Consider the following 22474-nt stretch of genomic DNA (forward strand, 5'->3'; position numbering starts at 1 on the left):
ATCGTGCTCGCGCCGACCTAGTGGGCCTTCCGAGGTTCAGCCGAGCCAGGCGAGTGGGTCTTCCTCGTCCTCCCCGGATGCCCGGACCGTCGTAAAGATGAGAGGGACTCCCAACTCTGCAAGACCTGCAAGAGTGTCTGGCGAGATATAGAGCCCCGATCCTGACTCGGCAACGCCTGACACATCGACCTTCACCAATGTTCCCGCCTTCTTCAGCGCATCGAGCGCCGGCTTGCGGGGGCTGAGGAATCCGATAAGTTCTGCGGCCTGTTCGTCGGCGCTTTTAGAGCGTCGCTCGTCAACGGTGAGCGTGGCCCAGCCGGGGCCGGAATAGATACCCACACCTTCGAACGAAGGGAACTCTTCACTGTCAGCGAGTTGCAACTCGGCAATCAGGGAAGCAGAATCCACTTTCTGACCTGATACAACCAGGGACGTGCTCAAGTCACCCCAAGGCTTCAATTTCGCCACAGGTTCCATTTCCATGACTGCTCTCTCAGCGTTCATTCATACTGGCTGCAACCGTGAGCGGGAACCCCAGGATTGCGATTCGCTTGATTTCTTCCGGTTGAAGAGCAAGAGTGGATTCGTTTCCGGAGAATCCGAGCAGGCTGACGGTCACCTCATATCCCTGTTCAGCCAGCTGCCTGAGCTCGGTCCGCTTCCGTTCCGCGGTAGAAAGGATGCTGTCCAACTGTTCGTGAAAGTTCCGGCTGGTGCGCTCGTCGCAGCTGATCCTCCACTGTCCATCGATCTCGCCCGGGCGGCCCCATTTACTGGGCCCTGGATTGCGCACACCAGTGGGCCCAATATCAAGGAAAGGTGTGATCTCTTCGGGGTGGAGATCCCTTCCCTTGATGACGAGTGACACGTCCGTCAAAACCCAGTGGCGCTCTTCCGTCACATCCATACAGGGCTCCTCACAGGTCAAGTCATCCTGGCTCCAGCAGCTCTCCCAGCTGCTTCCTTTGGGCAAAGGTCGTCGAGTTCTCGAACACACTGAAACCACCGGCGCCGACGAAACGGGAGGCGCCAACGTATAGTTTGGAATTCGGTCGCCCGCATGGAATGTCTCCGAATACCCTCCCGGGTAGACGCCGCGCTCGACGGTCAGGCCGTTGAGGCCGGGAAGTTGGTCGCCGTGTTGCACGCAGAAAGAAATCGAAGTTCCCTCCGGAACCACGATGTCGCCGGCTCCGAATTCGATGTAGCCATGCCCCGCGAAGACTTTCTCCCCGTCCGGGCGGCCACCAGCAAGCACCCGGTCCGCATAGTAACGGCCATCAGTGTCCGGCCATTTCTGGTTCACTATCTGCGGGTTGGATTCGCGCAGTTCCTGCATGACGTCGGCACGCTCGGGCATGGCGTCCCCGGAACCTCTGGCGGCCTCACGCTCGAGGCCCTCCCGCGCTCCACGCTGCGCCGCCGACTCCAGGCCCTCCTTTGTCGCCATGCGCAGTCCGCCGCGGGCCAGACCGGTGCCTTTGGTGCCGAGCAGTTCCGGGAGGAGACGGCCGATGAATTCGGAGGGGTCCTTCTCGAAGCCGTCGACGACGGCACGTGGCTGCCCTCGTGGACCCGCCCACGGTCGACGAGACCGAGGCGAACCCGGCCACGACCGACGAGGCAAAGGCGTTCCTGGAGGCGGCCTCCAAGCGACCGACCTTCATGCGCTGGTGCGTGGGCGTCGGCATGGGTTTCCGGCAGGGCGAGACCCTGGGCCTCAGGTGGCCGTACGTCGATCTCGACAACGAACTGTTCCACCCCCAATGGCAGATCCGCGACTCACCTGGCGCCACGGCTGCAAAGACCCCCACGTCTGTGGCGACCGCCTCCACCGTTTCGACCCGTGCGAGTCCGACTGCAAGGCGCACAAGAATGACAAGCGCGGATGTCCCAAGCCTTGCCCGAAAGGCTGCACGAAGCACGCGAGTGCCTGCCCCGACCGAAAGGGCGGAGGTCTCGTCTTCACCCGGCCCAAGACGAAGAAGAGCCGGAACGCCGTGCCCATCCCGCCGCCGTTCATCCCCTACCTGCGCGAGCACAAGGCGCAGCAGGAGGGAGCGGGCGGCCGAGGGTGACGAGTGGCAGGAACACGAACTCGTCTTCACCCGGCCGGACAGTCGTCCCCTCGATCCACGACAGGACCGGAAGGAGTTCAAGGAGCTGTTGTCAGAAGCCTGTATCGACGACAGCCGCCTGTACGACGGCAGCCGCCACACGGCCGGCACGATCCTCAACGAACTTGGGGTGGACATGCCGACCATCATGGAGATCCTCCGGCACACCCAGATCAAGAGGGCTGGCCGCCGGAAGGCATCCGGGTCTGCTTGGTCGAGCCAGGATTCGGGGCGCCTGCCGCCAGTTGATATGCGATCACCATCCGGGCGTCCTAGCGTGGAAGGGGGTACCAACCCAGGAATGCCCGGTGCGCAAGCGATTCGAGGCATGTCATGTATATGATACGCGAAGTCTTCCAAGCTGAGCGCGGAAAGGCGCCGGAGATAGTTGCGGCGTTCAACATCCTCGGCGCGATCTTCGATCAGATGGGCTACCAGAACCGGCGAATCTACGTCGACTACGCCGGCCCCATGGACACAGTTGTCTGCCAGTGGGAAGTCGAAGACCTCCATGACTATTTCACGAAGGAGCGACAGTTCTTCGTGAATCCGGATGCGGAGACGCAGGCACTGATCGACGCGTTCAACAACAACGCAAAATCCGGCTACAAGGAGATCTACGAGGTCATCCTGTAGCTAAGGGTGCGTCTAAGGGTTGTCCCGTAAACGATCTCCGTCTCAGGCTCGTCGGGGGTAGTCAGGATGATCGGCGTAAGGTGAGGCGAGGTCGAGCAGGTCGTCGCATGGCCAGGTCTCGCCGTCGAACTGGCAGTCATCGCGGTTGTCCCACGGAAGTTCGGGGTCGCCCGCGGCTGGACTGAGCACATGGCGGGCCAGAACGCGTCGCTTGGCCTCGACCTCCCGCAGAACGCGAGCCGGGTCGTGTAGCGCCACGTGTAGGGCGATCGTGGGATGGAACCCGGAGAGTTCCCCTTGGCCGAAGTCGACCGTGTGCCCGTGAGCGGTCCACTCCCCGCATCCGTCACCATCACAGCGTCGGGCCAGATCGGCCTCCTCGTCCAGCCGTGCGTTGAGGAACGTCACCAGCTCTTGACTCATAGGGTCATCCTGGACGATGCGCCGGGCGGGGTCGTCTGATTTCCATGGTGCGGGCAGGCTGTGGCCGGCCCGCAGTGGAATGATCTTGATGTGGTTGGTGTGATCACGGCGTCGGAGCCGTCCTGGATAGCCCCGTTCACCGGGCTGAGCCCGCGCACATTCGGCCAGTTGGTAGGGCAGCTGCGCCGGGAGGCTGCGGACACGCCAGGCCGGGGCCGGCCGTGGAAGCTGCCGCTGGAGGACCGGGTACTGCTGGTGGCTGCGTATTGGCGGACGAATCTCACGCTGCGGCAGCTGGCCCCGCTGTTTGGGGTGTCGAAATCGGCCGCCGACCGCATGATTTCACCACCTCGGGCCGAAGCTGGCCCTGCAGCCGCGCAAGCGATTCGCGAAGGACGCTGTGTTGATCGTGGACGGCACCCTGGTACCCACCCGCGATCACAACGTCGCCGAACAGCCCAAGAACTACCGAAACTCCACCAACCATCAGGTCGTCATTGACGCCGATACCCGCCTGGTGGTCGTGGTCGGCCGCCCACTGCCGGGCGACTGCAACGACTGCCGGGCCTGGGCCGAGTCCGGCGCCAAGGCCGCCGTCGGCAAGACCACCACGACCCTCCACAACCTCAATCTCGCTGAATAGGCAACAAGACCAGACCTCGACCGACTGCACCCCCACGAACCTGAAGATCACTTACGGGTCAACCCTTAGCAAGAACACGCTGATTCCGTTTGCCGACCGGCCGGATGCGCTGTGAACTCGCCTGTGGAGACCGGCGGCCGTCCTTCGGGAGCGCCCAGAACGGGACTCGGGATCGGGTCGGCATTCCGGCAGGTAGCGGGCGAGATGGACATGCCGACGATCATGGAGGTCCTGGGGCACACCCAGATCAGCCAGACCCGCCGGTACGTCCAGGGCCGATCGCACCTGTCGAAGGACGCCATACGCCGCATGGGCGACACCTTCATGCCGCGGCCGGCACCCGCCCCGGAACCTCAGTCGGAGTCCCGTCCGGAACCGTCCGTTGAGACCAGAATTGAGACCACGGACAGCCGCGTAGCCCGCGCCCGCTGCCGTCGTCGCGTCCATTGAACGAAAAAGCCCAGCTCAGACACTGTCTGGGCTGGGCTTAGAAAGAGCCGCCTTCGGGATTCGAACCCGAGACCTACGCATTACGAGTGCGTTGCTCTGGCCATCTGAGCTAAGGCGGCGCGCCGTCCGCACCATGGTGCGGTCAGCAACATCGGTAAGTCTACACAGTTTCGAGGGGTGCTCCGTACCACCCCCGGAGCCGGCCGTTCCGTGGGTGGCCGCGGGGCTATGAGCAGCGCTTTCCGCTCGCCGGAGGCGTCCCGTGGAGGAGGTAGGCGTTGATCGTGGAGTCGATGCAGCCGCTGCCGCGGCCGTAGGCGGTGTGGCCGTCGCCCCGGTAGGTGAGGAGGCGGGCCGAGGAGAGCTGACGGGAGAGGGACTGGGCCCAGCGGTAGGGGGTCGCGGGGTCGCGGGTGGTGCCGACGACGACGATCGGGGCCGCGCCCTTGGCCGCGATGCGGCGGGGCTCGCCGGTGGGCGCGACCGGCCAGTAGGCGCAGTTCAGGGAGGCCCAGGCGAGGCCCTCGCCGAAGACCGGGGATGCCTTCTCGAACGTGGGCAGCGCTCGGCGGACCTCGTCGGGACTGTCGAAGGCGGCCGGCAGGTCCAGGCAGTTCACGGCCGCGTTGGCGAACATCAGGTTCGAGTAGTGGCCCTTGTCGTCACGCTCGTAGTAACTGTCGGAGAGGGCGAGCAGCCCGGCGCCGTCCTTCTCCTCCATCGCCGCGGTCAGCGCCTCCCGCAGCTGGCCCCAGGCGCTCTGGTCGTACATCGCCGCGATCACGCCGGTGGTGGCGAGCGACTCGGTGAGCCTGCGGCCGTCCGCGTCACCGGTGGGCAGAGGCCGCGCGTCGAGCCGCTCGAAGAAGGCCTTGAGGTTCTTGCCGACCTCGCCCGCCTTGCTGCCCAGCGGGCAGTCCGGCTGCCGCACGCAGTCCTTCGCGAACGACTGGAACGCCGTCTCGAAGCCCGCCGTCTGGTCCAGGTTCATCTGCCGGGCGGGCAGCGACGGGTCCATGGCCCCGTCCAGCACCAGCCGCCCCACCCGCTCCGGGAACAGCCCCGCGTACGTCGCCCCGAGGAACGTCCCGTACGACGCCCCCACATACGTCAGCCTGCGGTCCCCGAGCGCCGCGCGCAGGACGTCCATGTCGCGGGCCGCCTCGACGGTGGAGACGTGCCGCAGCAGGCGGGGCGACTGCGCTCCGCACCCCTCCGCGAACTCCTTGTACGCCCCGACGAGTTCGCCCGTCTCCCGCTGGTCGTCGGGTGTCACGTCCGTCTGCGTGTACGAGTCCATCTCGCGCCCGTCGAGACACTCCACGGGCTCGCTGCGGGCCACGCCCCGCGGATCGACGGCGACCATGTCGTAGCGGGCGCGGACCCCGGCCGGGTAGCCCAGGCCGGCGTACTGCTGGAGGTAGCCGATCGCGGAGCCGCCCGGTCCGCCCGGGTTCACGAGCAGCGAGCCGAGCCGCTTGCCCGGGCCCGTCGCCTTCTTGCGGGCCACGGCGAGCCGGACATCGCCTGCGCCGGGCCGGTCGTAGTCGAGCGGCGCCTTCAGCGTGGCGCACTCGAACCCGGGGACACCGCAGGCGCGCCAGCTCAGCTTCTGCCCGTAGTACGGCGAGAGCGCGGACGGCGTGGCCCGGGGCAGCGCGGCCAGCCCCGCCTCCGCCGCGGCCGGGGTCGCGGGACTCGTAGCACCCCCGGAGGAGCAGGCGGAGACGAGCAACGCGGCGAGGGAGAGAAGGGTGACGCCGGTGCGGGACCTACGGGGGGAGCGCCTGATGTACATCCCGCGAGCGTAACTCTGAGCGACGGAATGAATGCGGTACGTGCGGGAGGTGCCACGGACGAGTGACGCCGTCAACCGGCTGGGACCGTGGCGAAGAACCAGCAGGGAACCCGCGGCCGGACCTCAGCCCGCTCTCAGCGCCATCGTCATCGCCTCCACCGCCAGCAACGGAGCCACATTGCGGTCGAGGGCCTCTCTGCACGCGGCGATGGCCTCGATGCGGCGGAGGGTGGACTCGGGGCTGCTGCCGCGGGCGAGCCGCTCCAGGGCGTCCTCGGTGTCCATGTTGGCCAGGGCGATGCGGGAGCCGAGCTGGAGGGCGAGGACGTCGCGGTAGAAGGCGGTGAGGTCGGTGAGCGCGACGTCGAGGCTGTCGCGCTGCGTACGCGTCCTGCGCCGCTTCTGCTTGTCCTCCAGGTCCTTCATCACGCCCGCCGTACCGCGCGGCAGTCGGCCGCCCTGGGCCGCGCCCAGCGCCGCCTTCAGCTCCTCCGTCTCCTTGGCGTCCCGCTCCTCGGCGAGCTGCTTGGCGTCCTCGGCCGCCGCGTCGACCAGCTCCTGTGCGGCCTTGAGGCAGCCGCCGACGTCCTCGACGCGCAGCGGCAGCTTCAGCACGGCGGCCCGGCGCTCGCGGGCGGCCGGGTCCGTGGCCAGGCGGCGGGCCCGGTCGACGTGCCCCTGGGTGGCACGGGCGGCGGCCGCGGCCACGGCGGGCTCGATGCCCTCGCGTCGTACGAGCATGTCGACGACGGCGTCGACGGAGGGCGTCCGCAGGTTCAGGTGCCGGCAGCGGGAGCGGATGGTGGGCAGCACATCCTCCAGGGACGGTGCGCAGAGCAGCCACACGGTACGGGGCGCGGGCTCCTCGACCGCCTTGAGGACGGCGTTGGCGGACTTCTCGTTCAGCCGCTCGGCGTCCTCGACGAGGATCACCTGCCAGCGGCCGTTCGCGGGCGAGGTGAATGACTTGCGGACCGTGTCCCGCATGTCGTCGGCGAGGATCTGCGAGCCCACGGCGGCGACGGTGGTGACGTCGGCGTGCGTACCGATGAGCGCCGTGTGGCAGCCGTCACAGAAGCCGCACCCGGGCGCCCCGCCGAGCGCCCGGTCCGGGCTCACGCACTGCAGCGCGGCGGCGAAGGCCCGCGCCACCTGCGTCCGGCCCGCGCCGGGCGGCCCGGTGAACAGCCAGGCATGCGTCATCTTCGACGCCTCGGGCGGCGGCGCGTCGGATGCGGCCGCGGTGACGAGCGCGTCGGCATCCCGGGCAGCGGCGGCGAGCTGCTCACTCACCTTCTCCTGCCCGACGAGGTCGTCCCACACGGCCATGGGTCACGCCGCCCTTTCGTCATGCTTCGCGTTGCGGGTTCCATTGTGCGGGCTGCCACTGACAACGAGACGCGGGACGGCGGACGCCGGCCCCGGAACGGCTGTCGGCGGCCGAGTCGGCCCCGCCGGACACTCCAGTGACGCCGGGCCTCGCGTCCCAGGAGAGGGGAGGCCTCGCGAGAGCCGGATGACCGGGGCAGCCCGGAAACTCGGCGCGATACGGACGCCCCGGCACGAGCCACGGCCGCCCGCCCGGTCCGCGTACGACTGCGGCCGGTCGGCCACCCCGAGGACGCGGACACCGAATTTCGCCTCCCGAGCAAAGCGGAAGGCCCGGCGAGAACCGGACGCTCGCAGTAGCTCGAATCTCGCAGTAGCCCGAACCCTCGACGCGGGCTGAAGCCCGGGGCGGCGAGCCTCTGGCCCGCCCGGTCCGCAGACTCGTGCAGCATCGTGCAGCGCCAAAGACTCGGCACGCGCCCCGAAGCCCGTCCAGTCACCCGCGCCGCAGCCAGGTCACCTGCGCTTCAGCCCGGCCCCCGAGAGACCCAAGACCGGCTGCCCAAGCCTCAGCGCCGCTCCTCGAGGCTCAGCGCCGCCGGCCCCGACCGCGGCCGCCACCCCGGCCATCGCCTCGTCCGTCGCCTCGTCCGTCGTCGGTCCCGTCGTTGTCCCGGTGCGGGCCCAGCAGCTCGTCCGCCAGGGTCGGCAGGTCGTCCAGCGGGGTCTCCTCGGCCCAGTCCGAGCGCGGTCGCCGGGGCGTGCCCTCCTCGTCGACCTGCGGCAGCTCGCGGGTACGGTCCTCGGACCCGTCCGGGCCCGTACCGGGCCGCTCGTCGCGGAAGTACCCCGGCGGCAGCCGGTCGGCAGGGCTCTCACCCTGCACGGGAGGCAGTACGGCCGTCTCGTCCGCGAAGCTGTCGTCCCGTACGGGAGGCAGCACCGCCGTCTCGTCAGCGGCCCCGGCCGGAGCGACGGGGGGCAGGACGGCCGTCTCGTCGGCCGCACCCGCGGGCGCCGGCGGCTGCGGCAGCTCGGCCGTCACCTCGGCGTCGGACGCCCCGGCGGCCCCGGACGAGGGCTTCGCGGCCGGACGGCCGGCCGACCCCCCCGAGCCCTCCACGGGGTCTTTGTCCATCCGCACCCGGGGCAACACGGCCGTCTCCTCCACCGGTCCGCCCGACGCGTTCGTCGGCGTCACCACCGGTGTGGGTACGGTCGCCGCGTCCGGCGCGACCGCGGGTGCCGCGGGCGGCGCCTGCTTCGGGCCGGCCTGGGCCGCGGCGGCGGCCTGCTCGGCGGCGCGCCGCGCCTCCTCGGCCCGCAGCAGCGCCTCCTCGGCCTTGCGCTGCTTCTCCAGGCGCCGCGCCTCGGCCTCGGCCCGCAGCCGGGCCTCCTCCTCGGCCTGCTTGCGGCGCCGCTCCTCCTCGGCCCTGCGACGGGCCTCCTCCTCCGCACGGGCCTTCTCCTCGGCGAGGAGCCGCACCCGCTCCTCCTCCGCCCGCCTGGCCGCTTCCTCGGCCCGCTGCCGGGCTTCCTCGGCCTGCCGTTCGGCCTCGCGCCGCTGCGCCTCCTCCAGCTCGCGCCGCTTGCGCTCCTCCTCCTCGGCGCGCAGCCGGGCGAGCTGCTCCTGGCGCTCACGCTCCAGGCGCTCCTCCTCGGCCTTGCGCCGGGCCTCCTCCTCGGCCTTCTTCCGCGCCTCTTCCTCGGCCTTCTTCCGGGCCTCCTCCTGGGCCTTGATCTCGGCCTCGGACAGCGGCAGCATCCGGTCGAGCCGGTGCCGGACGACCGCGGTCACGGCCTCCGGTTCCTGGCCGGCGTCGACGACGAGGTAGCGGCCGGGGTCGGCGGCGGCCAGCGTGAGGAAACCGGAGCGCACGCGCGTGTGGAACTCCGCCGGCTCCGACTCCAGCCGGTCCGGCGCCTCCGTGAAGCGTTCACGGGCGGTCTCCGGGGAGACGTCCAGCAGCACCGTCAGATGCGGCACCAATCCGTTCGTCGCCCACCGTGAGATCCGCGCGATCTCGGTGGGGGACAGGTCGCGGCCGGCGCCCTGGTAGGCGACGGACGAGTCGATGTACCGGTCGGTGATCACCACCGCGCCGCGCTCCAGCGCGGGCCGTACGACGGTGTCGACGTGCTCTGCCCGGTCCGCCGCGTACAGCAGCGCCTCCGCGCGGTGCGAGAGCCCGGCGCTCGAGACGTCCAGCAGGATCGACCGCAGCCGCTTGCCGACGGGCGTGGCGCCCGGCTCGCGTGTGAGGACGACCTCGTGGCCCTTGCCCCGGATCCACTCGGCGAGCGCCTCGGCCTGCGTGGACTTGCCGGCGCCGTCGCCGCCCTCCAGGGCGATGAAGAAGCCGTTCGGCGCGGGGGCCTGCACCGGGTCGTCGCCGCCGAGGAGCGCGTCCCGCAGGTCGTGCCGCAGGGGCACGCCGGAACGGTCGTCGACCTTGGCCAGCACCAGCGCGGCCACCGGCAGCAGCAGAGCGCCCACCAGCATCAGCGTGAACGCGGCCCCGCCGTGCGCGAAGACGAACTTGCCGTTCTCCATCCGGTGCGGCCCGATCAGCGCCGCGACCAGCGGAGCGACCAGCGCGCCCAGCGCGACGAGGACCCGGACGACCGCGTGCAGGTGCTCCGTCACGCGCGTGCGGCGGTGGTCCTCGGTCTCCTGGTCGAGCAGCGCGTGCCCGGTATGGGCGGCCACGCCCGCGCCGACGCCGGCCAGGGCCACGATCAGCAGCACGCTGGTGACGTCCGGGACCAGCCCGGCCGCGAGCAGCGCCACGCCGGTGAAGGCGATCGCCAGCGCGAGCAGGCGTCGCCGCGACAGCGTCACCAGCACCTTCGGTGCCGTACGGACGCCGAGGACGACCCCGCCGGTCAGCGCGAGCACGAGCAGGCCGTACAGCACCGGCCCGCCGCCCAGGTCCTTGGCGTGCAGCACCGCCACGGCGACCGCGGCGGCGATGGCGCCGGCGACGGCCGCGCAGGCCAGGACCAGCAGCGGGATCGCGCCGGTGCGGCCCGCGTCGACACCGGTGGCCGTCCGGGGCCGGCGCAGCCCCTCGAGCGGCGACCGCGCGCGCGGGGTGCGCGTGCCGGGCAGCTCCAGGAAGGTCACGACGGACAGCGACGCGGCGAACAGGCCCGCCGCGACATAGGAGGCGAGGGCTGCCTGGTGCTGGGCGAACCAGTCGATCCCGGAGCCCAGCAGATTGTTGAACAATGCCGCCACGAGCAGCGCGGCCGCGCCCAGCGGGACCGCCACGAAGCCCGTCCGCAGCGACAGGCGGCGCAGCGCGTCGAGGTGGTCCGGCAACGGCCGTACGGTCGCGCCCTCCAGGGGCGGCGCGGGCAGCAGCGCGGGGGCCGCGCTCTCCCGGGCGACCGTCCAGAACCGCTCGGCGACACCAGTCACGAACACGGTGACCAGCAGCAGGGCCAGGGCGTCGTCCGGCGTCCAGTCGATCCACAGGGGCGCGACGATCAGCAGGGCGGCACGCACACCGTCCGCGCCGACCATGGTCCAGCGGCGGTCGAGCGGACCGTCCGGCGACGTCAGCGAGGTCAGTGGTCCGAGGAGGACGGCGCCGAAGAGCAGGGTGGCGAGAACGCGCACCCCGAAGACGGTTGCCACCGCGAACGCCACACCCCGGTAGCCGCCTCCGAAGGAGCCCTCGGCGATGGCCGCCTGGAGGGCGAGGAGGACGAGCACCAGGAGGGCGAGGACGTCCCCGATGCCGCTCACCAACTGCGCGCTCCACAACCGCTTCAGCTGCGGCTGACGCAGCAGGGCGCGAACGGCGCGCTCGCGGGAGTCCGCTACCAGGGCGTCATCTGGGGCCGGGTGGTGGGCCGTCGGCTGCTCGGCTCGCGTCATGCTTTCAGCCTATCGGCAGCGACTGACAGCCCGAGAGGGCCGTCCACAGGTGCGCACACCCCGACACCAAAGTGATGCCGGGGTGTGCGTTTCGCGAACGCGGTGTGGGGAAGGGCCCGCGTGGTTCAGGCGGTTCGGTCTTCGGCTGCCGTCTTGGAAGCCGTCGCCTTCTTCGCCGCCGTCTTCTTCGCGGCCGTGGTCGTCTTCTTCGCCGCGGTCTTCTTCGCGGCCGTCTTCTTCGCCGGAGCCGCCTTCTTCGCGGGCGCCTTCTTGGCGGGAGCCTTCTTCGCCGTCTTCTTGGCGGGCCCCTTGGCCCGCTTCTCGGCGAGCAGTTCGAAGCCGCGCTCCGGGGTGATCGTCTCGACGCTGTCGCCGGAGCGCAGGGTCGCGTTGGTCTCCCCGTCGGTGACGTACGGCCCGAAGCGACCGTCCTTGACGACGACCGGCTTCCCGCTGACCGGGTCCGCGCCCAGCTCCTTCAACGGCGGCTTGGCGGCGGCGCGGCCACGCTGCTTCGGCTGGGAGTAGATCTCCAGCGCCTCTTCGAGGGTGATCGTGAAGAGCTGCTCCTCGGACTGCAGCGAACGCGAGTCCGTGCCCTTCTTCAGGTACGGGCCGTAGCGCCCGTTCTGCGCGGTGATCTCCTGGCCCTCGGCGTCGGTACCGACGACACGCGGCAGCGACATCAGCCTGAGCGCGTCCTCGAGCGTCACCGTGTCCAGCGACATCGACTTGAACAGCGAGGCCGTCCGCGGCTTGACCGCGTTCTTGCCGGTCTTCGGGGTGCCCTCGGGCAGCACCTCGGTGACGTACGGGCCGTAGCGGCCGTCCTTGGCGATGATCTGGTGGCCGGTCTCCGGGTCGGTGCCCAGCTCGAAGTCGCCGCTCGGCTTGGCGAGCAGCTCCTCCGCCAGTTCGACGGACAGCTCGTCGGGCGCCAGGTCCTCCGGGACATCGGCTCGCTGGTGAGTTCCGGAGTCCTTCTCACCCCGCTCGATGTACGGGCCGTAGCGGCCGACCCGCAGCACGATGTCGTTGCCCACGGGGAACGACGACACCTCGCGCGCGTCGATCGCGCCCAGGTCGGTCACCAGCTCCTTGAGGCCGCCGAGGTGGTCCCCGTCGCCGTTGCCGGCGTCGGCCGCTCCGCCGTGACCTGTGCCCTCGCCGAAGTAGAACCGCTTCAGCCACGGCACGGCCTGCGCCTCACCGCGCGCGATGCGGTCGAGGTCGTCCTCCATCTTGGCCGTGAAGTCGTAGTCGACGAGCCGCCCGAAGTGCTTCTCCAGGAGGTTGACCACGGCGAAGCTCAGGAAGGACGGCACGAGTGCCGTGCCCTTCTTGAAGACGTATCCACGGTCGAGGATCGTGCCGATGATCGACGCGTACGTCGACGGGCGGCCGATCTCGCGCTCTTCGAGCTCCTTGACCAGGCTGGCCTCGGTGTAGCGGGCCGGGGGCTTGGTGGCGTGCCCGTCGACCGTGATCTCCTCGGCGCTGAGCGCGTCACCCTCGTTGACCTGCGGGAGACGGCGCTCGCGGTCGTCGAGCTCGGCGTTCGGGTCGTCGGCGCCCTCGACGTACGCCTTCAGGAAGCCGTGGAACGTGATCGTCTTGCCGGAGGCGCTGAACTCGACGTCCCGCCCGTCGGCCGCCGTGCCACCGATCTTGACCGTGACCGAGTTACCGGTCGCGTCCTTCATCTGGGAGGCGACCGTCCGCTTCCAGATCAGCTCGTAGAGCTTGAACTGGTCGCCGGTCAGGCCCGTCTCGGCAGGCGTGCGGAAACGATCACCCGAGGGGCGGATCGCCTCGTGCGCCTCCTGCGCGTTCTTGACCTTCCCGGCGTACGTGCGGGGCTGGGCGGGCAGGTAGTCGGCCCCGTACAGCTGCGTGACCTGGGCACGGGCCGCGGTGACGGCGGTGTCGCTCAGCGTCGTGGAGTCCGTACGCATGTACGTGATGTAGCCGTTCTCGTACAGCTTCTGCGCGATCTGCATCGTGGCCTTCGCACCGAAGCCGAGCTTGCGGCTGGCCTCCTGCTGCAGCGTCGTCGTACGGAACGGGGCGTACGGCGAGCGGCGGTACGGCTTGGACTCGACGGACCGGACGGAGAAGCGGGTGTCCTCCAGGGCGGCGGCGAGGGCGCGGGCGTTCGCCTCGTCGAGGTGGAGGGTGTTCGCGCTCTTGAGTTGTCCCAGGGAGTCGAAGTCGCGGCCCTGCGCGACTCGCCTGCCGTCGACGGTCTGCAGGCGGGCGACCAGCGACGACGGGTCCGACTGATCTCCCGCGCGGCCGGTCGCGAAGGTGCCCGTCAGGTCCCAGTACTCAGCAGAACGAAACGCGATGCGCTCGCGTTCCCGCTCGACGACGAGACGGGTCGCGACCGACTGGACACGGCCGGCCGACAGGCGCGGCATGACCTTCTTCCACAGGACCGGCGAGACCTCGTAGCCGTAGAGGCGGTCGAGGATGCGGCGGGTCTCCTGGGCGTCGACCAGCTTCTGGTTGAGCTGACGCGGGTTGGCGACGGCCGCCCGGATCGCGTCCTTGGTGATCTCGTGGAAGACCATCCGCTTGACGGGGATCTTCGGCTTGAGGACCTCCTGGAGGTGCCAGGCGATCGCCTCGCCCTCCCGGTCCTCATCGGTGGCGAGGAAGAGCTCGTCGGAGTCCTTCAGCAGGTCCTTGAGCTTCTTGACCTGCGCCCTCTTGTCGGCGTTGATCACATAGATCGGCTGGAAGTCGTGTTCGACGTCCACACCGAGGCGGCGGACCTCACCGGTGTACTTCTCCGGCACCTCCGCGGCGCCGTTGGGGAGGTCGCGGATGTGCCCGACGCTCGCCTCGACAACGTATCCGGGGCCGAGATAGCCCTTGATCGTCTTCGCCTTGGCAGGCGACTCGACGATGACGAGTCGGCGGCCGCCCTTCGCGGTCTCGCTGGTCGGGGACAACTTCGCTCTTCTCTCCGGTCGACGCTGGGGCCTCCCCAGGCCTTCGTCCCGGGGCACGGTCATGGTGACGCTGCGGAGTGTGACGGTACATCCCGCCCCCGTGTCAAACGGGAAAAGCCCGCAACGGCCACTCGAACGGTAACCCGACTACCGCCTTTCCTGCCGCCCGGTGTGCCGACCGGCACTTTTCCGCCGGACCGGAGCGCGACCTCTCAATTAGCCGTGTTGCCGTCCTTACGCGGTTCTCACAGGTGCTTCTGCAAGATCTTCGGCGGCACTTCGGGGGCGCTTCAGAGGCGGGTGAAGCACCATGTCCCGAGAGTCAGCGCGGCAACCGCGACGAGGGTCGCGAGGGTCGCCGATGCGACAGGGTTCACACCCTGGGCCACGGGTTGGCGCTGCCGTACACGAACCGCTGTCCACCCCAGCAGACCGCCTCCGAACAGCGCGAACACCACTCCCGTGAAGATCGCCGGCCCACTCTCCATGATCGTCCGCGCCCTTCTTCCGCCGCCCGCGCATGCTCCAGCCACGGGAGGCTGACACGCGCGGGCGGCGCCCGGGCGAACCTCAGGTGAACGCCGGGCCGACGATCGGGAGCGGCGGGCCGCCGGAAGCGACCCACGGCGATGCGACGGGCCTCACACCGAACCGGGCGCCGGTATCTTTCCCGTCGTCTTCCCGTTGTCGGCCCTGCTCACCGTGCACACGATCTTGGTGAATCCGGCCTTCCAGTCGTCCTCGTCGCTCATCCAGCCGACCACGACCCGCTCGGAACCGGGCGCCCAGACCGACTCGAATTTGTTGCTGCAGAGCTTGCTCGCGTTGTCGACGCCGTTCTTGTAGCTCATTTTGTCGGGCGCCTGAACGGTTCCGATCACCTGGTCCGTGTGCGGTTCGGCGCAATCCGTGAGGGGCGCCTTGTAGCCGTCGTCCAGGTCCTCGTAGATCCAGCAGTCGCCGACGCTCATCTGTCCGACCCACAGGTCCGTGCCGGCGTCCCGGAAGCGGCCCACCTCGCCGCCGATCGCGGCATGGCGGCCGAGTACGAGACATGCCGTACCGCTGTTGGCCGCGGTGAAGCCCTCCCGCGTCGGTACGACGGCGTAGCCGTCGGCGTCCGGCAGCGCGGCGACGACCGCCCGGCTCTGCGCGGCACACCGCTGGGCCCCCTGTGCCCGGGCGTCGGCGAAGTCGGTGGCCGTGTCGACCGCCACGACCTGGCCGTCCGGCCAGTCCTCCACGCAGTCCACCACCCCCAGGTTCGGCACCGACTTGAACGGCGTCCCCGACCAGACCGCCTTCACGCAGTCCCCCGTCTCCAGCGGCTCGGTCAGCCCGACGGCCTCGCCGTACGGGTGCACGGGCCCGGTCGGCGAGGGCGTCACGCTCGGCGAGGACGACTTGTCCGGCGTGGGGGTGTCGCCCTTGTCGCCCCCGACCAGCGACACAGCCGCCCACGTGCCACCGGCGACGACGAGGACGGCGGCCACGACGAGAGCGATGACGGCGAGCCGCTTCCCGGAGGGCGGGGGCGGTGGACCACCGGGCGTACCGGCCCCGTAGAAGGGCGGGGTGGGACCACCGCCGTAGGGAGCCGCGCTCTCGCCGTACGGCCTCCCGGCATACGGCGTCGGACCGCTCGCGTACGGGGTCCCGCTGCCGCCGCTCGTCGCGTAGGGAGTGCTCGGCGCCTGCGCGTAGGGGTTCCCCGGCTCGAACGGGCGCTGCGCGGTCGGCGCCTGCCAGGGGCTGTACGGCGCCGCGCCCGGGGTGTCCGCGACGGCCGGCGCTGACGGTGCGCCAGGGGCCGCGGGCGTACCGGCCGGTGTGTGCGGGGTCGGCGGGGTGTGGGGTGCCGGAGGCGCGCCCGGCGTGTGCGCGGCGCCCGGCGCTCCCGCACCGGAGGGGGTGTGGGCGCCGTACCCGGGAGGGGCACCCTGCCCCGGAGCAGTGCCGTAGCCGGGCGGTACTCCGGGCCCAGGAGACGTGCCCTGTCCCGGCGTCACCCCGGCCCCTGGTGACGCACCGTTCCCCGCAGGGCTCCCCGGCGCCGGCCCCACCGCCGCTCCGGCCGCCGCCCCCGCGACCGCCCCGCCGTAGCCCCGGGGCGGTGGCCCGAAGGCGCCCGGTGGTGCACCGGGAGCGCCGGCCCCTGCCGTACCCCGTTCCGGCGGACCGGCGCCCTCTCCCGGTCGCGCCGCCCGCTCCAGCCCCCGGGCCACCGCCTCCGGCGACGACCTGCGCACGGGGTCCTTGACCAGCAACCCCTGGAGCACCGGCGCCAGTTCGCCGGCCCGGACCGGCGGGGTCGGGTCCTCGCCGAGCAGAGCCGTCAGGGTCGCGTAGTCACCGTGGCGGTCGAAGGGGCCGCGGCCCTCGACGGCGGCGTACAGCGTGGCGCCGAGGGAGAACAGGTCGGCGGCCGGGGTGGGCGGCTCGCCGCGGGCCCGCTCGGGGGCGAGGTAGCCGGGTGTGCCGAGGATGCCGGCGGTCGCGGTGAGCCGGGGCTCGCGGGACTCGGGCTGGAGCGCGATGCCGTAGTCGGTGAGCAGCACGCGCGCGTAGGTGTCACCCGAAGCGTCCGGCGAGAGAAGGATGTTGGCCGGTTTCACATCCCGGTGGAGGATGCCGATGCGGTGGCCGGCGGTGAGCGCGTCGAGGACGGCGAGTCCGATGCGGGCCACCTGGACGGGCGGCAGTGGCCCGGAGCGCCGGACGACCGCCTGAAGGTCGACCGCGTCCGGGACGTACTCCATGACGATCCAGGGCAGCCCCTCGTGCACCACCACGTCGTGGACCGTCGCCACGTGCGGGTGGCCGCGCAGGCGGGCCGCGTGCCGGGCCTCGCTGCGGGCCCGCGCGACGCGCTGCTCGTGCTCGGTCGCGTCCCTCGGCACGTCCGGCAGCGCGATCTCCTTCAAGGCGACCTGACAGGCCAGTTCCTCGTCGTACGCGAGCCAGACGCGGCCCATGCCGCCCGCGCCCAGCGTCCGCAACAGCCGGTAGCGGCCGTTGATGATCCTGCCCTCGCCCTGATCCGGCGTCTCCCCCGCCATCGCGCCTCCCCCCGAGACAGCGCGCCTCCCCCGAGAACGCGCGAAGTTTGTCCCTTGAAGGTAGCTTCGCACGCCCCACTGACAGGAGCCCTTTTCATCAGCAATCCTGCCAATCCCATCAGATCGGACACAGAGGGATCAGTGGTGTGGACGCACCCCGCGAGCGACACGCGCCGCGCGCCTCTCTCAGGCCGGTTCCAGGAACCCCTGCTCCACCAGCAGCCGGATCTGCGTGGGGGTGCGGTCGCGCAGCAACACCGGGTCCTCGCCGACGAGTTGTGCGATGGCGTCCAGGATGCGGCCCGCGCTCAGCGAGCCGTCGCACACGCCCGCGAAGCCCGCGCCGACCGTGTCCACCTTGGTGGCCCGGCGCATGCCGCGGTGCTGGCGCAGCACGACGTGCTCCGGGTCCTCGGCGCCCGGCAGCCCGACCTGCTCCTGCACGACCTCCGCGGCGAGCCTGAAGTGCCCGGTGAGCAGGGCCGCGTCGTCGTGCTCACGGAGGTAGTCGACGCGGTCGAAGTGCGCCCGGACCGTGTCACCGAGGGGCTGCTCGACCGGGTGCGGCCACTCCTCGACGGTGATGGTGGGCTCGGCGGACGCCGTCCTGCGCAGCGTGATCCAGCCGAAGCCGACGGCCCTCACCTTGCGCGCCTCGAACTCGTCCAGCCACGCGTCGTACCGCGCCTGGTACTCCTCCGGGTCGCCGCGGTGGTCACCGGAGTCCCTGAGCCACAGCTCGGCGTACTGCGTGATGTCCTGCACCTCGCGCTGCACGATCCACGCGTCACAGCCGCGCGGCACCCACGACCGGAGCCTGTCCTGCCAGTCCTCCCCCTCCACGTGCTGCCAGTTGGCGAGGAACTGCGCGAACCCGCCCACGTTCAGCCGTTCCCCCGCCTGCTGAACGAGCGACCGGCACAGATCGTCCCCGCCCATCCCGCCGTCGCGGTACGTCAGCCGCGCGCCCGGCGAGATCACGAACGGCGGGTTGGACACGATCAGGTCGAAGGTCTCGTCGTCCCGGACCGGCTCGAACAGTGAACCCTCGCGCAGATCGGCCGCAGGCGCACCGGACAGCGCGAGCGTGAGCGCGGTGATGTGCAGCGCGCGCGGGTTGAGGTCGGTCGCCGTCACGCGCGTGGCGTGCTGGGCGGCGTGCAGCGCCTGGATGCCGGAGCCGGTGCCGAGGTCCAGGGCGGAGTCGACGGGGGTACGGACGGTGATCCCGGCGAGGGTCGTCGACGCCCCGCCGACGCCGAGGACGACACTCTCGTCCCGGCTGCCGATGCCGCCGGCCCCGCCGACGGCGCAGCCCAGGTCGGACACGATGAACCAGTCCTCGCCGGCCGGCCCGCCGTACGGCCGTACGTCCACAGTCGCGGCGACGTCGTCCTCACCCACAGGCGTCAGCCAGCCGCTCTCCACGCACGCGTGGACGGGCAGAACGCCCTCCACGCGCGCGTGCGGCACCGGCTGCTGGAGCAGGAAGAGGCGGACGAGCGTCTCCAGCGGCGTGTCCCCACGGGTCGCGCGCAGCGCGGGCACGAGCTCGCTGCGGGCGAGGGCCGCGTACGCGGGGGCGCCGAGCAGTTCGAGCAGCCCGTCGGCGGTGAAGGAGGCGGCGAGCAGGGCCTCGCGCAGCCGGACGGCGACGTCGGGGCGGTCGGCGGAGGGCAGGGGGGACAGGGTGGCGTTACTCACGCCCCTATTGTGTCCCGCGCGCGTGCCGCACGCCCCGCCCCGCGCGCGTGCCGCACGCCCCGCCCCGCGCGCGTGCCGCACGCCCCGTCCCGCGCGCGTGTGCCGTACTCCTCCCCGGTCGGCCCGGTCGGCCCGACCGGCCCCGGCATCAGCTGGTCGTGGCCCGGGCCGAGGCCGAGGCCGCGACCTTCTTGCAGCTGTCCTGCTTGGCCATGGCCTCCTTGACGTCGCCCTGCTCCAGGTTCTTCAGCGCGGTGTTGCCGCTCTTGCTGAGGTTGCCCAGCTCGGTGGCGATGTCCTGCAGGCCGTCGGCGAACTTCGCCTGGTCCTTCGTGTCGAGCGCGTCGACCTTCTTCTTCAGGTCGGTGTAGGAGGTGGAGAGGCCGTTGAGGGCCGTGACGGCGTCCTGCTGCTTCTTCTCGCCCCCCTCGACGCCGGGCGGCGACCCCGCCTTCTGGACGGCCTGTGCGAGCGCCTTGTAGGCGTCGGACATGTCCTGGAAGGCCTGGGAGTCGGTCTTCTGTACGTTCGCCGGGGCGTTGTTGTCCGTGGCGGCCTTCTTGATCGCGGCGTTGGCCGCGTCGACCTTCGCGTCCTGGGCGGGCAGCGCGTCACAGACCTGCTTGGCCCAGGCGTCGAGCTCCTTGTTGCCGTCGTCGCTGCTGCATCCCGACAGCGCCAGTACCAGTACCGCACCGCCGGACAGTGCGGCCGCGAGCTTCTTGTTCACCGGATTGGTCCCTTCCATGGCTCTCGGCCCCGGAACATACACGCCAACCGGGCGACAACCCCAGGACGAATGTCCGCTCTATGCATCAATAAATCCATTTGCACCAAGAGAGAGAAGGCTCACGAGCCGGGCACACGCGCAACGAAACGGGCGGCCGACGCGTCAACATGCGCCGTCCGCCCGCCCTTTGAGCTGCGCAACACGACAGGTGCTACGAAACCACCGCCGCATCGGCCGACTTGGACGACCGGTCGGCGTTGTCTTCGTCACCCACGGCGATGCCGCGCCGCTTGGACACGTACACCGCGCCGACGATCACGACGAGCGCGAGGACCGCGATCGCGATCCGCACGCCCAGGTTCTCGTCGGCGCCGTAGCTGAACTTGATCACCGCGGGCGCGATGAGCAGCGCCACGAGGTTCATGACCTTCAGCAGGGGGTTGATCGCGGGGCCGGCGGTGTCCTTGAAGGGGTCGCCGACGGTGTCGCCGATCACGGTGGCCGCGTGGGCGTCGCTGCCCTTGCCGCCGTGGTGCCCGTCCTCGACGAGCTTCTTGGCGTTGTCCCAGGCGCCCCCGCTGTTGGCGAGGAAGACCGCCATCAGCGTGCCCGCCCCGATCGCGCCCGCCAGATACGCGCCGAGCGCGCCGACGCCGAGCGTGAACCCGACGAAGATCGGCGCCATCACCGCGAGCAGACCGGGCGTGGCCAGCTCCCGCAGGGCGTCGCGGGTGCAGATGTCGACGACCTTGCCGTACTCCGGCTTCTCGCTGTAGTCCATGATCCCGGGGTGCTCACGGAACTGTCGCCGCACCTCGAACACGACGGAACCGGCCGACCGGGACACCGCGTTGATCGCCAGCCCGGAGAAGAGGAAGACGACCGCCGCGCCCGCGATGAGGCCGACCAGGTTGTTCGGCTGCGAGATGTCCATCATCAGGCTCATCGGCGCGCCCTCCCCGGAGAGCTGCTCGCCGACCTCCTGCGCGCCGGTCGTGATCGCGTCACGGTACGACCCGAAGAGCGCCGATGCCGCGAGGACGGCGGTGGCGATGGCGATGCCCTTGGTGATGGCCTTGGTGGTGTTGCCGACGGCGTCGAGGTTGGTGAGCACCTGCGCGCCCGCACCGGTCACGTCGCCGGACATCTCCGCGATGCCCTGCGCGTTGTCGGAGACCGGCCCGAAGGTGTCCATCGCGACGATCACCCCGACCGTGGTGAGCAGGCCGGTGCCCGCCAGGGCCACCGCGAACAGCGCCAGCATGATCGACGTACCGCCGAGCAGGAACGCCCCGTACACGCCGAGGCCGATCAGGAGGGCGGTGTAGACGGCCGACTCCAGGCCGACGGAGATGCCGGCGAGGACGACGGTGGCCGGGCCGGTCAGCGAGGTCTTGCCGATGTCCTTGACCGGGCGGCGGTTGGTCTCGGTGAAGTAGCCGGTCAGCTGCTGGATGACAGCGGCCAGGAGGATGCCGATCGCCACCGCGACGAGGGCGAGGATCCGCGGATCGCCGTCCTTCTCCTGAATCGCCATGTCGGTGACGTTGTGGAGGTCCGCGTACGTCCCGGGGAGGTAGACGAAGACGGCCACGGCGACCAGCGCGAGCGAGATCGCCGCCGAGATGAAGAAGCCCCGGTTGATCGCGGACATGCCACTGCGGTCCGTACGGCGTGGCGCCACCGCGAAGATGCCGATCATCGCGGTGATCACACCGATCGCGGGCACGAGCAGCGGGAAGGCGAGCCCGGCGTCGCCGAAGGCCGCCTTGCCGAGGATCAGCGCGGCGACCAGGGTCACGGCGTACGACTCGAAGAGGTCGGCCGCCATGCCCGCGCAGTCGCCGACGTTGTCGCCCACGTTGTCGGCGATGGTCGCGGCATTGCGCGGATCATCCTCCGGAATGCCCTGTTCGACCTTGCCGACCAGGTCGGCGCCGACGTCGGCGGCCTTGGTGAAGATGCCGCCGCCGACCCTCATGAACATCGCGATGAGCGCCGCGCCGAGCCCGAAGCCCTCCAGGACCTTCGGCGCGTCGGCCGCGTACACCAGCACCACGCAGGAGGCGCCGAGCAGACCGAGCCCCACCGTGAACATGCCGACGACGCCGCCCGTACGGAATGCGATCTTCATCGCTTTGTGCGAGACGGTGGTGAGATCCTTTTCCGGTTCACCTTCCGCCGGCGTCGCTTCCCGAGCCGCCGCGGCGACGCGCACATTGCTGCGCACGGCGAGCCACATGCCGATATAACCGGTGGCCGCCGAGAACGCCGCACCGATCAAGAAGAAGACCGATCGTCCGGCGCGCTGATTCCAGTCGTCCGCAGGTAGCAGCAGGAGCAGGAAGAACACGACGACGGCGAATACACCGAGTGTGCGCAGTTGCCGGCCCAGATAGGCGTTGGCGCCTTCCTGGATGGCCGCCGCGATCTTCTTCATGCTGTCGGTGCCCTCGCCGGCCGCGAGCACCTGACGCAGAAGTACGCCCGCGACCACGAGCGCAGCCAGTGCGACGACTCCGATGACCACCACGAGGAGGCGGTTGCCGTCGGTCAGCACTGCGGCTGCGAAGGTTGTGGGGTGGTCCAACCGATGAGGGGTAGAAAGCCCCGCCATTCGTCCTCCTTGACGCTTGGGCTGAGCTCAAGATGTGGACGGATTGTAGGTACCGGAACCTGATCAAAACAGTGCGCGGTAAATGGAATTCACCTTCGCACGCGAGTGGGGACGGTAATGCC

General features: G+C 70.4%; 13 protein-coding genes, 1 tRNA gene and 3 pseudogenes. 4 read left to right on the forward strand and 13 right to left on the reverse strand.

The annotated features are described in order from the left end of the window. Nucleotides 1–36: 36 nt before the first annotated feature. Both IE263_RS44970 and IE263_RS44975 read right to left on the reverse strand, forming a co-directional pair. Nucleotides 37–486, reverse strand: coding sequence for a hypothetical protein (locus IE263_RS44970; protein ID WP_189943933.1), 450 nt, complete (start codon nt 484–486; stop codon nt 37–39). Nucleotides 487–496: 10 nt separating this feature from the next. Beyond that, complete coding sequence (locus IE263_RS44975) at nt 497–1363, reverse strand: DUF4279 domain-containing protein (protein ID WP_189943934.1); 867 nt, start codon at nt 1361–1363, stop codon at nt 497–499. A 182-nt stretch (nt 1364–1545) separates the two neighbouring features. Here IE263_RS44975 and IE263_RS44980 point away from each other — a divergent pair. Continuing rightward, nucleotides 1546–2463: pseudogene (locus IE263_RS44980) on the forward strand (tyrosine-type recombinase/integrase); the annotation flags it as partial. Then, the gene (locus tag IE263_RS44985) at nt 2460–2756 is read left to right on the forward strand and encodes a hypothetical protein (RefSeq protein ID WP_189943935.1); all 297 of its coding nucleotides are present in this window, start codon (nt 2460–2462) and stop codon (nt 2754–2756) included. The pseudogene IE263_RS44980 and the gene IE263_RS44985, both read left to right, overlap by 4 nt. Before the next feature lie 42 nt (nt 2757–2798). On the opposite strand, the gene IE263_RS44990 is transcribed toward IE263_RS44985, so the two are convergent. After that, nucleotides 2799–3179, reverse strand: coding sequence for a DUF6221 family protein (locus IE263_RS44990; protein WP_189943936.1), 381 nt, complete (start codon nt 3177–3179; stop codon nt 2799–2801). 90 nt (nt 3180–3269) lie between these two features. On the opposite strand from IE263_RS44990, the pseudogene IE263_RS44995 reads away from it, so the two are divergent. Both IE263_RS44995 and IE263_RS49260 read left to right on the forward strand, forming a co-directional pair. Further along, nucleotides 3270–3792: pseudogene (locus IE263_RS44995) on the forward strand (transposase family protein); the annotation flags it as partial. Between the two features lie 234 nt (nt 3793–4026). Continuing rightward, nucleotides 4027–4272 (forward strand): annotated as a pseudogene (locus tag IE263_RS49260) (tyrosine-type recombinase/integrase); the annotation flags it as partial. A 45-nt stretch (nt 4273–4317) separates the two neighbouring features. Here IE263_RS49260 and IE263_RS45000 read toward each other — a convergent pair. From IE263_RS45000 to IE263_RS45040, 10 genes are all read right to left on the reverse strand, one after another. Then, a tRNA-Thr gene (locus IE263_RS45000) sits at nt 4318–4391 on the reverse strand. A gap of 107 nt (nt 4392–4498) precedes the next feature. Beyond that, nucleotides 4499–6070 carry an alpha/beta hydrolase gene (locus IE263_RS45005; protein ID WP_189943937.1) on the reverse strand — a complete coding sequence of 524 codons (1572 nt, stop codon included), beginning with the start codon at nt 6068–6070 and terminating at the stop codon, nt 4499–4501. Nucleotides 6071–6193: 123 nt separating this feature from the next. Continuing rightward, nucleotides 6194–7399 (reverse strand): DNA polymerase III subunit delta', encoded by a 1206-nt coding sequence (locus IE263_RS45010; protein WP_189943938.1) that lies wholly within the window; start codon nt 7397–7399, stop codon nt 6194–6196. 589 nt (nt 7400–7988) lie between these two features. After that, entirely contained in the window at nt 7989–11285 is a 3297-nt protein-coding gene (gene tmk / locus IE263_RS45015) for a dTMP kinase (protein WP_189943939.1), read from the reverse strand. 125 nt (nt 11286–11410) lie between these two features. Beyond that, nucleotides 11411–14242, reverse strand: coding sequence for a type I DNA topoisomerase (gene topA, locus IE263_RS45020; RefSeq protein ID WP_189943940.1), 2832 nt, complete (start codon nt 14240–14242; stop codon nt 11411–11413). A gap of 290 nt (nt 14243–14532) precedes the next feature. Continuing rightward, complete coding sequence (locus tag IE263_RS49265) at nt 14533–14730, reverse strand: hypothetical protein (protein WP_229911529.1); 198 nt, start codon at nt 14728–14730, stop codon at nt 14533–14535. Between the two features lie 153 nt (nt 14731–14883). After that, nucleotides 14884–17301, reverse strand: a complete 2418-nt coding sequence (locus tag IE263_RS45025; protein WP_189943941.1) for a serine/threonine-protein kinase — start codon at nt 17299–17301, stop codon at nt 14884–14886. A gap of 186 nt (nt 17302–17487) precedes the next feature. Then, nucleotides 17488–19005 (reverse strand): DUF7059 domain-containing protein, encoded by a 1518-nt coding sequence (locus IE263_RS45030; RefSeq protein ID WP_189943942.1) that lies wholly within the window; start codon nt 19003–19005, stop codon nt 17488–17490. Nucleotides 19006–19153: 148 nt separating this feature from the next. Then, nucleotides 19154–19753, reverse strand: a complete 600-nt coding sequence (locus tag IE263_RS45035) for a small secreted protein (protein ID WP_189943943.1) — start codon at nt 19751–19753, stop codon at nt 19154–19156. Nucleotides 19754–19946: 193 nt separating this feature from the next. Next, the gene (locus IE263_RS45040) at nt 19947–22352 is read right to left on the reverse strand and encodes a sodium-translocating pyrophosphatase (RefSeq protein WP_189943944.1); all 2406 of its coding nucleotides are present in this window, start codon (nt 22350–22352) and stop codon (nt 19947–19949) included. Nucleotides 22353–22474: the final 122 nt, after the last annotated feature.

The organism is Streptomyces aurantiogriseus (assembly GCF_014649375.1).
Classification (GTDB): Bacteria; Actinomycetota; Actinomycetes; order Streptomycetales; family Streptomycetaceae; genus Streptomyces; species Streptomyces aurantiogriseus.

Excerpts from the sequence above, each read along its gene's own strand:
- IE263_RS49265 (WP_229911529.1), bottom strand. The coding sequence starts at position 14,730 with ATGGAGAGTGGGCCGGCGATCTTCACGGGAGTGGTGTTCGCGCTGTTC.
- IE263_RS45040 (WP_189943944.1), bottom strand. The coding sequence starts at position 22,352 with ATGGCGGGGCTTTCTACCCCTCATCGGTTGGACCACCCCACAACCTTC.
- IE263_RS44985 (WP_189943935.1), top strand. The coding sequence starts at position 2,460 with ATGATACGCGAAGTCTTCCAAGCTGAGCGCGGAAAGGCGCCGGAGATA.
- IE263_RS45025 (WP_189943941.1), bottom strand. The coding sequence starts at position 17,301 with ATGGCGGGGGAGACGCCGGATCAGGGCGAGGGCAGGATCATCAACGGC.
- IE263_RS45010 (WP_189943938.1), bottom strand. The coding sequence starts at position 7,399 with ATGGCCGTGTGGGACGACCTCGTCGGGCAGGAGAAGGTGAGTGAGCAG.
- IE263_RS45035 (WP_189943943.1), bottom strand. The coding sequence starts at position 19,753 with ATGGAAGGGACCAATCCGGTGAACAAGAAGCTCGCGGCCGCACTGTCC.
- IE263_RS45005 (WP_189943937.1), bottom strand. The coding sequence starts at position 6,070 with ATGTACATCAGGCGCTCCCCCCGTAGGTCCCGCACCGGCGTCACCCTT.
- IE263_RS44975 (WP_189943934.1), bottom strand. The coding sequence starts at position 1,363 with ATGCCCGAGCGTGCCGACGTCATGCAGGAACTGCGCGAATCCAACCCG.
- IE263_RS44990 (WP_189943936.1), bottom strand. The coding sequence starts at position 3,179 with ATGAGTCAAGAGCTGGTGACGTTCCTCAACGCACGGCTGGACGAGGAG.
- IE263_RS44970 (WP_189943933.1), bottom strand. The coding sequence starts at position 486 with ATGGAAATGGAACCTGTGGCGAAATTGAAGCCTTGGGGTGACTTGAGC.
- tmk (WP_189943939.1), bottom strand. The coding sequence starts at position 11,285 with ATGACGCGAGCCGAGCAGCCGACGGCCCACCACCCGGCCCCAGATGAC.